This window comes from Paenibacillus sp. FSL R5-0744, from assembly GCF_037972555.1.
Taxonomy (GTDB): domain Bacteria; phylum Bacillota; class Bacilli; order Paenibacillales; family Paenibacillaceae; genus Paenibacillus_AQ.
In genome coordinates this window covers 2,177,234-2,191,929 of the sequence record NZ_CP150228.1, presented here as the reverse complement: position 1 = coordinate 2,191,929, position 14,696 = coordinate 2,177,234, and the positions used below count along the sequence as shown (strand labels likewise).

Here is a 14,696-nt window from a genome sequence, read left to right as displayed (position 1 = left end):
TCCCTATCATTCGTTGTTTAGATTCATATGACGATGATAGTGGAAATAGTCTTGCAGAATCCTTTAAATCTTAGATAACCTCAAAAAGCGCCTAGCCGGATATTACCGACGTAGGCGCTTTTTTAACTATTGCTTAATTATTTTACCGAGACTTTCATAACTGTACTTTCACTAACGCCTTGATCATTCATCAGTTCTACACGGTATTCATAAACACCCGGAGATCGATTCGTGATCGAAGTAGAAGCCGTTTGGGCATTCGGAGTATTTGCTGTTAAAGTCTGTGTATCGATCAGCACTCCATTCTCATACAAGCGATACACTTTGCCGTTCATCCCCCACCATAGATTCATGGTCACTTTATACTCTCCATCACCATCCCAGTTGTCATTAGATAACACTGGCTTACCTGGCGCAGCATCCTTCACAGTAACCACATGAGAAGTAGATACCGTTGTTCCAAAAGAATTGGTTAGCTCAGCCGTGTAGGTGTAGGTACCGTTTTCTTTTCCAGTAACACTAGTCACTGCGGTCTGTGCGGTTGGGGAGTCGTCACGTAAGGTTTGCGTGTCAATCAAGGTACCGTTCTCATAAAGCTTGTAGACCGTACCGTTATTGCCCCACCACATATTCATTGTGATTTTGTAATCCCCGTCCAAGAGTCCTGTATCCTGCCCATTGTTATTGGATAGAACCGGTTGTCCCGGAACTCCTGTTGCCTTCTGAGGACCACTTACGACCACAATTACTTGTTCAGTCGTCGAGAGTCCAGCGTTATTCACAGCTGTTGCGATGAACGTATGCGATCCCGCAAGTCCTTTGAGTGGAATCTCATCTCCATAGACAACTTCTTTTCCATCAAAGGTGATATCCAGACTACGAATACCAGACTCAGGATCTTCTGCTACGACCTGTACCTTCAAGATATCCGATTCACTCATTTGAATAGAAGGTAAACCAGTGATTACAGGCGTCGTAGTGTCCTCTGTTTCCACAGGCGAGCCTACATATTGAATTTTAGGTGCTGCTGGTTGTTCCATGCCTTCGCCAAGAAAAAATCCAGGATGCGGAGGTTGATTATAACCCGCGTTCTGCCAAGCCACTCCCAGTCGGTAGATCGGATCATGCATCAAAGTGCGAATACGATAATCTGTCATATCCGTTGTTGTATAGATTCGTAATTCAGAACTGTCCGTTGCTCGCCAGATCACTTCTTCACGCCAATCCCCGAACAGATCCGCCTGCAAGCTTGGATTCGCCTTGGTGCCATTATTAGAAGAGGCTCCAGTTGCCGTCAACAAATTAGCTGTTGTCTGGTTCGTATAATCCCACTTATCCACTCGATTAGAATCCAGCAATTCACGTAAAAGATCACCGTCCCACCAAATGCCAAAATTCGTAGAAGAAGGCAGCTTATTCGTGATTAGCTCTCCCTGTGCACTATATATGCCTGTAACAGGAATCTGCACCTCATTGGTAATCGTTGCAGCCCATACCTCTTCACCGGTATAATGCGGGTCAATATCTGCTGACATTCCGCGTCCAGTATCAATTCCCGTGAACACACCCCATATGGTTTCCCCTGTAGCTGCATCACGCATTTCAATACCATACTTGGAATCGGTATGCTCATGTACATCAAAGACCTCCAACCCCGGTCTGGTAGGATCAAGATCTCCGAAATGGATCGCATCCCCATGACCAAGCTTTGTATTATACAGTGGCAATCCATCATCATCGATCGCCATCGCGCCGAAGGTTATTTCGTCCTTGCCGTCACCATCTACATCTCCTACTGAAAGAGTTATGGTTTCCTTGCCCTGCGTAATCGCCATACCCTTCTTCATTACTATCAAATCGCCATACCTTCTCTAGCTTACCTCCGCGATAGTTATACGCTGCAAGTACAGTTCTTGTGTAATATCCACGGCTGAAAATCACGCTTGGCTGTTCACCATCTAAGTAAGCTACGGCGGCTAAAAAGCGGTCCACCCTATTACCATAGGCATCGCCCCAAGCACCTACGTCACCACGCGGCGGATCATAACTAACCGTATCCACAGCCCGGCCTGTTGCCCCTTCGAACACTGTTAAATACTCATTGCCGAGGAGCACATAACCCGAGCTATTGCGATAGTCTGCACTAGCATCACCGATCACAGTACCTTGACCATCAACCGTACCATCTGCTGTCTTCAGCATAATCTCAGCACACCCATCACTGTCCAAATCGTAAACCATGAATGGTGAATAATGCGCGCCAGCACGGATATTAGGCCCTAAATTTATCCGCCATAAACGTGTACCATCTAGCTTATAAGCATCCATATAGACTAGTCCTGTGTAACCTGCCTGGGAATTATCTTTGCTGTTCGAAGGCGACCATAACATGATGATTTCGTACACCCCATCACCATCCACATCCCCTACACTTGCATCCCCTGCACTATACGTATAAGGCTGACCATCTTTGGTGTAATCATCTGCTGGTTTTTGCAAGGGGATAGATAGGTATTGCTTCTGCCATACGCTGAATTCTTCCGAAGCCGCTTTTTCGACTCCATTGATTACTGATGTAATTCTGTATTTGGCGTCAGCTGTACCGAAAGTGTCGAGATAGTTCGTGCTTTGCGTAATTAACGAATCATTTAGCTTCTCTTCCCCACGATACAGATTGAATCCAATCGATTCTGAATCCAGACCTAACATCCGCCAGCTGATATAAACACCCGCATCTGTCTTAACCGCAACATGCGCACGATCCAGCGCTTCCATCTTCCGGTATAGCGTTGTCACCGCTGAGGTTTCCAGCGAAGCGGAAAGATCAGAGTTACCGCCTGCATTTACCGAGGCAACTTTGTAATAGTAAGGAATTGTACTTAAAATGGTCGTGTCTGTGTATGAAGCTTCGAATGATTTGCCGATTAGAATGAACTCACCATCCGCGGATTTCGCACGATAAATGTTGAACATCCTTGCATCTGATACCTCATTCCACGTAAAGGTCACATCATTTTTGTTCGTAGATTGTACTGCTAGACCACTAGGTACGGCTGCTTTTGCTACAGCTGGATCAATCATAGACACCTTTAAGGCATTAGATGTTACGGATTCCAGTCCCGTGCTGTCCACCGAAGTTACCGTATAGATGTATTCCATACCGATATCCGCAGTGGTATCTGTGTAAAGCGGCTCTGTTGTATCGCCCAGCAGCTCTGAACTATTCGCAACCGTTGCCTGACGATACACTCGGTATTTTAGCGCACCATCCATACCATCCCAAGAAAGATTAGCTGTGATAGGCTCATTGTTTAAGTCCAGACTACCCAGTTTCAGATTCGTTGGGGCTAATAATAGCGGTGTGATTTCCAGTCCATTGAGATGAGCCGTTGTGCCACTAAAAACAAGATTCATCTGACCGTCTTTGACAGCGATCTGGTTATACAGCTTCTCAGCAATATTTTCCTTACCTGAAGAGACTGTTCCATAATCTTTGCCTTCAATCGCTACATTCGTCTTGGTAGAACCAATCCAATCTCCGGTATAGGTCTTAACGGAATAATAACCATTCGGTAAATCAACTTTAAATTCATACGAGCCTCCAAAATAGATCACGAAATCTCTACGAAGGGCATCAGCTGCACTACCGCGATCTCGATCACTCATACCTTCACTTGAGGACAAGCCATAACCACGTTCTGTTGTATAAAGTACATTACGATTCACTTCCGTATAACCGGCGGCAACGGGTGAGCCAACAGGTCCAAAATCATAACGATATTGAGCGGACTTCGTAGTCAGCTTAACTTCATCTGAAGGCTCAGACTCTCCTAACCCATTTACTGCAGTCACTCGAACGGAGTAGCTGTTACCTTCCGCCATTCCGCTTAATGTTAAAGTTGGAACAGTGGCAGTTCCCGCCAATGCGTAAGCAGTTTCAGCTTCGGACGCTAGCTTACGATAGATTTTATAAATATCAGCACCCTCTACTTTATCCCATTTCAGTACTGCACCTGCATTACTGATACTTCCCGCTACAAGACCTTGTGGCTTGGCAGGCACTGTTTCTGGCTGCTTAATGTCCTGTACAAAGCTGGAGAGCGGAATGTTTAATTGCTCTATTCCTTTGGCCAACAGACGAGCCATTTGAATCGCTCCGTACTCTTGAAAGTGAGTATCGTCTGCTGACCCATTCGGGAAAGCACCATATATCCCTGCATCGAGGTGAAGGAATACAGAGCGTGTAGCTGCAAAACCAATCGAATTGTAATAAGCGACACTTAGCGCGCTAAGATCAACCAATTCCACATGCAGCTCATTGGCTACCTCTTTCATCGCCTGCACATATTCAGGGAAACTCACATTAAATTTTTCCGTGGCAGCATTATAATCTCTGCGGCCCATCGGGGTCACCAGAATCGGAGTCGCTCCTCTTTGTCTGGCACCCTCGACATACGTTTTTAAATAATTTTTGTAATCTGCTGGAGAGGCATACCGATCAGGAACACTGATCGTTGCGTCATTGTGGCCAAATTGGATAAGGAAATAATCACCTGGCTGTATCTTTCGCAGTACTTCATCCAGCCGCCCCTCTACAATAAATGACTTAGAGCTGCGGCCTCCGATAGCTTGATTCTTAAACGTTACTTCCTCACTAAAGAAATCAGGAATCATTTGTCCCCAGCCAGCCTGTGGTATCCAGTAAGGATCGTAAGTCTGCACAGTGGAATCACCCGCAATATAAACTGTAGGCAATTCATTAGCAGGACGATTTGGCTGCTTAGTAATCACCAGTGCATTGATATTAGGCTTCATGCCAGAGAACACCAAGTTCATTTGTCCATCCACCAGAGCAATGTCAAAGCTCATTTCCAAATACTGACCAGCTGTTTTACTTGTCTGCTGAACTTTTTGAATGGATTCTACTTTGATGCCAATGTCCGTGTCTCCGGCGCTATCTCCAGCGATAAGTGACACAGTATAGTCACCATTCGGTAAATCTACATTAAAGGTAGTATCCTTAGGGACTACCAAATCCGATCGCAAAGGATCAGTGGTTCCCCGGTCTACACCAGTTACCTTTGATATATCCGTAAATCCATATTTAACCGCAGAGGAATAAGATACCCCTGCATCGACCTTAAGATAACCTTCCGCCGCAGCACCTGGGCCAAAATCAAAGGAATATACATTTCCTTCTGGCAATGTTACAGGTGGCGTGTATACCATACTTTCCACTTTGTTAGATAACTGGGATTCTCCTTGGGCATTAGCAGCTTTTACCCCATAATATTGGCGTTTAGAGGTATCCACTGCTACATCCGTAAATGTCGCCGTCTCCGACTGGCCAATCTCCTGTAAGGATCCATCTGCTGAATCAGACCTTAAGATTGTATAACGGGTAGCTCCCGCCACGTTGTTCCAACTTAGCTGAACAGAACTCGCACCCACGCTGACAATCGAAAGACCCGTTGGTACTGCCGGAACCTCTGCCCCCGGAATTTCATCTACCGTCACAGGTGCACTCAAAGCAGACTCCTCACCGCTGCCTTTAACAGCAGACACATTATAAATGTAGCCACTGCCTTCATTTACGTCTGAATCCACGTAGCTGTTAGCAGTAACTTGAGCTACCGATTGAATAGTCCCGCTTGGAAGCTCTGTCCGATATATATTGTAATAGACTGCTTCTGTCACGCTGCTCCACCCGAGAGAGACAGCAGTGGGCGAGAGATTTGTAACCGCTAAGCCCTCAGGAGCCTGCAGTGGACCCGGCACGATTTGCTGAATCATAAGTCCATTTAAATACCCGCCAACCCCTGTACCCGTGATGCCAACGGTTAGTTGACCGTCTTGGACAGTCGTGCGGTAGGTGGCTTGATTTACAGCCTGCTTGCTGCTTATTGAACCGGCCGTTATTCCTTCCAAGGTAATCGTAGTTTTAGTTGTACTTGTACCTGCCAATAAATCTCCTGAGAATACAGTCACATCGTAATCCCCATTAGGAAGATCCACTAGAAAGGCGTAGGACAATCCCAGTACAAAATCATTAGTCAGTTCATCTCCGCCCGAGCGATTTCTCGAAGCAACCGCCTGATCTAAACCATATCCTAGCTCCTTCGTATACAACTTTGATTCATGCACAGCTGTATAACCACTCATTACAGGACTTGTTGCCGTTCCAAAATCATATCGCAAAGTTATTGGACCTGAATCCGCTCTGGCTGGTTGCACTCCAAATGTTGTAGAGGGAAATAGAGATGAACAAATGAAGACCCACGACAATAACACAATAAGTATTTTATTCCCCATTTTATTTCTCTTCATCTTCCGTGCTTCACCCGCTTTCTTATGATTGAAAGAACTTAGTACGCATCTGGCCCCGTTGTAGTAAACGCTTACAATAAGTTTCATTGTCATTCGTTCTTCAAATATAAGTTCACTTCGTGCGCGTATCCCCTCCTCCTTGCTCAGACACTTTTCTGGATAATTATTTCCAGATGCACTCATATCCAACACGATACTACCACCTAAATTTCACTATGAACATTTAAAAAACAGAGTTTATCATACACTAAACCGTTCAATTCACTCGCCTCTAGTTATAAAATCCCACGATTTTGTGACAAGCTGGGACATAAAACCCAGAATACGCCTATACATTTTTAATTTCATTTGAGTAAAATCATTTCAAAAAACAGCAAAAAGACCTCCTTGGTTTCCCAAGAAGGTCTTTGAGTTATGGTTAGATTTTAACGCCACTTAAGCTCCCACCTGGAGCAAATAATCGTTCGATATGCTTTTGAACCACTGGATCCGGAATTAATGGTGGCGCTTGATGAGGTTTTACACGCGCATCAATAATCACGTTATCACATGACCAATGCTTATACTCCGTTGAACTGTTCACGCCATATATATCATGAGAAGGATTGCTGCGTGTGAACGTTGCCCATAGGAAATTCACAATTCTATCACTTAAGAACTCGCTATCATCACACACAATAATCATCGGACAAGATGGGAGTGCTCCCTGTTCTTGAATCGCTTCGCTAAGCTTGTTCATTTCCTGCGCTGCTTCAGCGTAAGTAGTGAATTTAGAGCCTTGAAGCGCCACGAGACCCGGCATCACCATCTTTGCATGTCCAAATCCCTGTAGTTCTTCAAGTATGTCAGGAACCTCTGTACATAGTTCTCTTTTCTTCTCCCCAACCGCAGCGAAAATCACCTTACTTCCGCTGTTAAGTCCTGTACCGGAATAATCAAGAGTATCAATCGTTGTATTCGTATAGAAATGAATATCTCTGCGAAGATTAATTCGCTCTAAAATATACGTCAAGAAATCCTCAACATCATGTGTGCTGATAGGTTGTTTCTCTTCGGCTGTAATAAACAAGAATTTAGCTAAACTAAGCTGACCTGTGCCTAATATCCGATTCGCGATCGTAAGAATCTCCGCTGGCTGCTTCACTTGTTGATAAGGTGTATAACGTTCACTGCCAATCGCAAACAAAAGGGGATGAACACCAGCAGCATCTACTGCATGAACTTCTTTGACACCCGGGATTTCTTGTCGGATAGCTCCACCCGTCAACTCGTGAATTAACTCACCAAAAGCGGTATCCTCTTGTGGGGGTCTGCCGACAACCGTAAATGGAAAGATTGCATTCTTTTTAGCGTACACATTATGTACTTTCATAACTGGAAAAGGATGCACTAAGCTGTAATAGCCTAAATGATCGCCAAAAGGTCCTTCCGGCTTCGTCTCACCAGGATGAATTTCCCCTGTGATCACAAAATCCGCATCATTACTAATGCAATATCCATCTACATAGCTATAGCTAAAATGACGTCCCGAAAGTAAACCGGCAACGATCATCTCACTCATACCCTCTGGCAAAGGCATTACAGCCGATAACGTATGCGCTGGAGGTCCGCCGATAAAACAGCTCACTTTAAGCGGCTCTCCTTTTCGATTAGCTCTTTCTTGATGCACGCCGATACCGCGGTGAATTTGATAGTGAATACCAACCTCTTTATTGAGTTCATAATCATTACCATTCAATTGAACACGGTACATCCCCAGATTGGAGTTCATAATGCCAGGCTTGTCTGGATCTTCGGAATACACTTGCGGCAAAGTGACAAAAGCGCCACCATCCTCCGGCCAATGTGTGATCAGCGGAAGATCAGAAATACTGATTTCCTGAAAACCACTTTGTAGACCACCCGGCTTTTTAATAGGCAATGCTTTTCTCGCAGATAGTCCTGTCCCTACATATTTAAAAGGATTCTTAAGTGCCTTCATAGGATCGTTACGAAGTGCAATTACGTTATGTGTGGAGTTCCAAGTACGCCGAAAAATAAACTTACTACGCTCTAGCGTTCCAAAAAGGTTAGATACGGCACGAAATTTCGAGCCTTTTACATTTTCAAATAATAATGCAGGGCCACCAGCTTCATAAACCTTCAAGTGAATCGCGGCCATCTCCAGATAAGGGTCCACTTCTTCACGAATACGAACCAAATGTCCATGTTTCTCTAAATCATTAACACACTCTTCCAAATTGCTATATTTCATTTCATTACTCCGATCTCTAGAAGGTTATTACAAGATTTCTTGGATGCTTTAATTATACCCTGTAACTTTTTAAAATAAAGCGATACCCTATGTAATAGAACATCCCGCCGTTATCTTGTATTCTCAGGTTTGGGTTCATCTCGCAAAATATTTCTAGCAGGAATCCCTACTGCTGAAGCATTATCCGGCACATCCTTAACCACAACAGACATAGCTCCGATATTAACATCGTTCCCCAGCGTAATCGGGCCTAGTATCTTAGAACCTACTCCGATAAATGCTCTATCACCAATCACGGGTTCCCCTAAGTTATTTCTCCCCCCAATGGTCACTTGGTGAAAAATAGTAGCGTTGTTGCCAATCACCGCTTTAGGACTAATGATAATGCCATTTAACCCATGCGGTAAATGAAGTGCATCACCAATTTGAGCCTCTGCATGAAGCTCTCCACTGGCAACAATTCGAACAAAAAGCACATCCATTATGCGATATAGGAGCCACAAAGGTTTGCGGATCAGGCCACTTTTCACCCGATAATACACCCAATTTCCAAAACGATAAGTAAACAAAGCCATAATCGTTTGTGGATTTTTTAGATTTGCCTTCCAGTCCGTTTTGAATAATTTCATCATTGTATCATCCTCCTATAGGGGCAAGATATGAACTATATTCTCGTGAAATGAAAGCATTAGTGTGGTCAAAAATATTCTGGGAGGATCGCAGGATGGAGAGTCATTCGGGTGATTGTGCTTTCACCAGTGTATGTTAGATTCAGAGATTCATCAAGAAGTGGACAGTTCTCCCTATATAAACATCAACCGATTACAAGCCTTCCTAAACAACAACACGCGCCGAGGTGATATCGGCGCGCGCTGAATGCTATCTTTTCTATTAAATAAGATCCAGAACAATCACGTTCACAGAATGAGCAGCTAGATTTACAATTGCAGTGTCTTTATCAAACCTGATTTCCGTTTCAACTGGAGTAACCTTCTCATCATTTTTTCTGTTCACATTAGGTGTGTGAACTAGCGAAGCATCGCCCGTTAAAGTAATCCATTTACCGGTAGGAGCTACGTTTAAGCCTTTTAGATCAAGCTTCGTTGCTTTCTCTACACGATCCGCATTCACAAGCTTTACATAGAGATACTTATCATCTTTAGTAACGGAATTGTATACTTCTCTGTTATACGCTTCGAGCTTATAATCAAGCACTTTGCTTGTTGTCTTGCCATCTGTGTAAGAGCAAATCAAATGCTTGCCATCTGCTCCACCATAATTAACAGTGATGGTATATTCCGTATGATCCGCTAGCTCTTCATAGCAACTAGCTCTAAGGTTACCCGCTGCTGTACTAGAGGAATAATCGCCGAGTGTATAAGCCTCAATCCCTTGCTTGTACACCTTGACTCCTGTGGCATCGCCATTATAGCCAATCGCATATTCGATAACATCTTTATTTTCCGGTGAAATGTCTGTCAGACCTGCACCTACATAGAAGCCATCTTCGCCGGAAGCTTTTTCAAGAACGACCTCTACTTTATAATTAGTCCACGCGTCATTGAGAATATACAATCCATTCAGTCCGCTGTTCTGTGCCTTCAAGACTAGACCTTTGGAAGGATCAATCGTATATCCGGCAGAACCAGGAATGACTTTCCAAGCTTCATGCAGCGGCTGTGTAAAATCTTGCTCTAGCATAACGCTGCCATCCGTATTCGAAGTAACCTTCACCCGCTTCACAACTACAGATGATTTCCCGGCAGCCACTTCAATTCCTCCGTGAGGAATGAGGTCTACCTTTTCCCCGTTGCGATATGTCGAGAACGATGTGCCAACCACTTTGGTGCCGAGATATTTAGCATACAACTGTTGAACATAGTAGTTCGGCGTGTACCATACAGTTTCATCATCGAACCAAATGCAATCTGGTGTCCATCTGTAGGTACCATCTGTTAATACCTTATTGAACAAAGGTGCCGTTGCAGCTAGTCTAATCACATCAGAGTTATTCTCAAAGCTGGACATAATCGCCGCTTCAGCAATCGCTCCTGCCAATGTATTTTTATCTGTCGAAGCATATTCACCCACAAAAACCTTCGAAGTTTCAGCCTCGTCCAAGCTGCCGTCTTCTTTATAAGCTCTGTAATAGTAATTGTAGCGATCCGCATTCTCTAACAAATACTCGTTGGAACGGTAGTAATGCTCGTCCGCAATCGTATCCATGTAGTTTTTTTGTTTCTCATACCAGGTAACCGTCTCTTCAATACTCGATGTTCCATCCGTGAAGCTGATCTGTTCCGAGCCCTGTAGATTTCCGCTTAGGAATTTCCAGCCTTGCTGATAAGCATCGTCATCTGCTTGTGCGCCAACCGTAGAAAGAATGGTCAGTTCATGATCAGGGTAGTTTTTCACCATATATTCGTCAATCGTTGTTTTAAAATACTCGAAGTTGGCAAAAAACTCTGTTCCCCAGTTTTCATTCCCCACGCCCAAGTAACGCAGGTCAAACGCTGCTTCATGGCCCATCTTTTTACGCAAAGCGGCCCACTCGTTATTGTCAAAATCCATGCTAATCGCGAAATCAATCAGATCCGTAAAGTTCTTCACATAATAATCTCTTAACGCACCGCCAGCTGGATTCGCATAATCCGAACGAGCTTGACACAGTACGCCGCAGGCCATAACCGGAAGTGGTGTTGCATTCAAATCTTCGGCTAATTGAAAATACTCCATATATCCAAGACCCATGGTCATCATATAGCCCCATACATTATAGTTCTCTTTGCGAAGCTCAATATCGTTGACAGACTCTTTCCAATCGTACACATTCTCCCAAATGTGAGAGCCTTCAGAAATACAGCCCCCCGGGAAACGTAAGAATGTAGGATGAAGATCAACAAGTGCATTCACTAAGTCTTTTCGCAATCTATAGTTGGAATTTCCTTTATAGTTAGCATGAGCTGTTGCAGAGCGTTCTTCTTCCCCAGCGCCCCAAACATCTTCCGGCATTAAGGAAACCATATCAATGGAAATCTCACCGTTAAAGGTTAAAGCAAGCTGACCAAGTACAGTTTCAGATCCTGTTAATACAAGCTTAGACTCTACACCATACTTCTTCCAGTTACCGTCACCGTTCACCTCAACTACCGTTGCATCACTAATGGCTTTACCATCTTTGTCGAGCAATTGCAGGGTGATTGTTCCCGCTGCCTCTGCCTTCGCCCAAATCGTGAAGTTATACTTAGCATCCTTCTTAATAAACATTGAGCAGTGCTGATTGGAATCCGCAAAGCCTCTATTATTGATCGTCGCGCCATCTGCCACTGTCACATAATGCGCATTCATATCTTTATCTTCGATTCCGAAGAAATCATTTAATCCGCCTGTATGATGAACCGTCATTTTGTCCGTGTCACCGGACCATGCATGCAGAGGTGTATAATTTCTTCCTGTTGAAGTCCCGTGCACACCACATACATGCGAATAGCTGTCAAAAGCAAACGACTCAAAGGAACGATTCTGCACTAGCTCTGCATAAATTCCACCATCTGCCGCATTATTAATATCTTCATAGAATAGGCCATATAGAACTTCGCTAACATCCAAAATCTCATGGTTTCCATCGATCGTTAAGGTGTAGGGTGGCAAACCTTCTGGGAGCACAGACACGGTGAAACTCTTCTCTACTGTACTGTCACCTTTTTTCAAAACTGCTGTAAGCGTTACACCTTTAGCAGAATGGACGGTTTTATTCACAACTCCCGCATTAGAAATAATTGCTGAGTCACTAGATACCCAGGACACGTCAACTTTTCCACCCATGAGCGAAGCTGGTAATTCGATATCTTTGGTGATGATTGAACTAGTGAAGGTTAAATATTTATCTTTTGCGAGCTTAACGATCTCTTCATCTGTCAAAGACTCACACATAATCTCAATCACTTCGTCCTGCGTTAATCCCGCTTTATATACACGGAAGTCCGAAAGAGAGCCGCCAAAATCTACATCTGCAGCGTACTGGGACTTGCCGATCGTATTGTTACTATAATTCACTTGATCCTCAAATGTAGCAAACCACGTGCGTAGCTTAGCATATGTACCGCTAGAAGTCTGACTTATCATTCCATCCGCAACGATCTCACCATTGACATACATCACAGGTCCTGCACTGCTTAGTGTTCCACCTTTTGTTCCTGTGACCGCAAAGGCAACGTGCACCCATTCACCAGCAGCAAAGGATTTACCGGGATCTGCGACTAAATCTTCCCCTGCAAAACAAGTCCCCCGGAAATTACGCGTTAAAAAAATATAGGGTCCTGTCTCGCCTTTGCCGAAATCGAACAGTCTTTCCCATAAACTCCCGCCAGTACTTACATGCATCCAAGTCGAGACAGTAAGGCCAGCTTGGTCGCTGACCTCTTTAAGCAGATCATCTGGCAAAGAAATATAGGATGTGCCATGTTCTCCACCCGCTAGTGAAACAGCACTTCTACCCGCTACAGTCTGTATGGATGGCAACTTAGTCCCTGAAGCGGTTCCATCGTTCCCATTCCCTGAGTAATCTTGACCCACATGATCGGGGTTATCAAACTTATAATGCGCTATCAAATTACCATTAATAGATTTATTACTGTTGTCATTGTTCATAGAAGATCACCTGTCATCTTTTGTATTAGAAATCATAAAAGTCTAACCAATCTACTGATTACTACGACAAAACCGCTACATCCGTGAATCATTTAACCTTTATACGAAACATAATAACACACTTTATAATCAATTAATATATTAACTAATTAATATTTGTGTGAAATAAAAGAAAACTTTTTTATAATTAAAAATTACCAAATAGACCCTTTTATTCATGATAAAATGAATTTGAATGTATGAAGGAGAGATGAAATATGAATAACCATGTAGGTTATAAAACAATAAAACGCGATTTATTTACAATTGAATGTAAAGATATCCTGTTACGAGAGTTTAGAGTGGAGGATTTAGACGAGTTTCACGCACTTACCACGCAGCCTGAAATCATAGAATTTCTGCCCGACTGGAATGTTCCTAAAGAACAACGGCTAGATTGGTTAATAAACTATGAAATAAAAGAAAACCAACAGTTTCTACATGCGGTCTCAGCGGATGGAAATATCGGGGAGCTTCGTCTTCGTTTAGGCATTATTTTAAAAGAGACGAATGAGTTTATCGGTTGGTGCTGTACAGGAATGAAGGATGAATTACCCGCTCCGAACAGAGAAATCATGTATGCCATATCCAAGGATCATCGGGGCAAAGGGTATACCACACAAGCTGCCGAGGGGTTAATTAAGTATTTGTTTGAGCACACTTCTACCGATGTATTAAACGCTATTGCTCTGGTACACAATACGCCCTCAAATAGAGTCATACAAAAATGTGACTTCGACTTAATGAATGAAATTACGATTGAAAATGAAAGCTATAATTATTACCAACTTTCTAAGCGGTAATGGAATAAGAAATTCTCACGCAAAAAACCTCTGCATGGGAAATGGAGATACGATCCATTTACCTAAACAGAGGTTTTTTTGAGCTGATTCATGATTGCTGCTTCATACGAAGCATTTGCGCTAGAAGCTGTTCCACATCTTTTTCCGGGAATGCCGTCATTAGCGTGTCTTTAAAGGTTTCTTGAGCACGGATGAGCTTGGCCTCACCAATGGAGGTTAGGGAGGTATAAATACTTCTGCGATCACTGTCGCATGCTTTTCTCTCTAAAGCTCCGCAGCCCTTGGCTTCAAACCGGCTAACTAGACGTGAAACGGCACTTTGGCTTAAACCAACCATGGATTCAAGTTTCTGCAATTTTAGTTTTTTCTCTGGGGCTTCCGACAAGAATAATAACAAGTAGAACTCTTTTAAAGATAAACCATGATTCGCTTGCAAATTAACTTCTAATTCATTCGTCACATTCATTTGTATATGCGTTAACGTCAACCAATTCGCGATAAGGTCATTGTTAAGAATTTTGTCCATCTACCTCTTCATCTCCTGAGCGTATGACTATTCATGAATTTTTTCTTCTATATAATAGTACTACACTCCACATCTATTGTGCCAAGCTTAATCCAAA

The 14,696-nt window shown here is 43.4% G+C and carries 5 protein-coding genes and 1 pseudogene; 1 reads left to right on the top strand and 5 read right to left on the bottom strand.

The annotated features are described in order from the left end of the window. Positions 1-137 precede the first annotated feature (137 nt). The 4 genes and pseudogenes from MKY19_RS09340 to MKY19_RS09325 all read right to left on the bottom strand — a co-directional run bounded on the left by MKY19_RS09340 (position 138) and on the right by MKY19_RS09325 (position 13,231). Positions 138-6,312: pseudogene (locus MKY19_RS09340) on the bottom strand (SGNH/GDSL hydrolase family protein). A 433-nt stretch (positions 6,313-6,745) separates the two neighbouring features. Beyond that, positions 6,746-8,581, bottom strand: coding sequence for a UbiD family decarboxylase (locus MKY19_RS09335; protein WP_339802191.1), 1,836 nt, complete (start codon positions 8,579-8,581; stop codon positions 6,746-6,748). Between the two features lie 110 nt (positions 8,582-8,691). After that, complete coding sequence (locus MKY19_RS09330; protein ID WP_339270059.1) at positions 8,692-9,213, bottom strand: serine acetyltransferase; 522 nt, start codon at positions 9,211-9,213, stop codon at positions 8,692-8,694. 259 nt (positions 9,214-9,472) lie between these two features. Beyond that, positions 9,473-13,231, bottom strand: a complete 3,759-nt coding sequence (locus MKY19_RS09325) for an alpha-L-arabinofuranosidase C-terminal domain-containing protein (RefSeq protein WP_339802188.1) — start codon at positions 13,229-13,231, stop codon at positions 9,473-9,475. 257 nt (positions 13,232-13,488) lie between these two features. Here MKY19_RS09325 and MKY19_RS09320 point away from each other — a divergent pair, with 257 nt between their 5' ends. Further along, the gene (locus MKY19_RS09320) at positions 13,489-14,073 is read left to right on the top strand and encodes a GNAT family N-acetyltransferase (protein ID WP_339802185.1); all 585 of its coding nucleotides are present in this window, start codon (positions 13,489-13,491) and stop codon (positions 14,071-14,073) included. 88 nt (positions 14,074-14,161) lie between these two features. On the opposite strand, the gene MKY19_RS09315 is transcribed toward MKY19_RS09320, so the two are convergent. Beyond that, positions 14,162-14,599 carry a helix-turn-helix domain-containing protein gene (locus MKY19_RS09315; protein WP_081383065.1) on the bottom strand — a complete coding sequence of 146 codons (438 nt, stop codon included), beginning with the start codon at positions 14,597-14,599 and terminating at the stop codon, positions 14,162-14,164. Between the last annotated feature and the right edge of the window lie 97 nt (positions 14,600-14,696).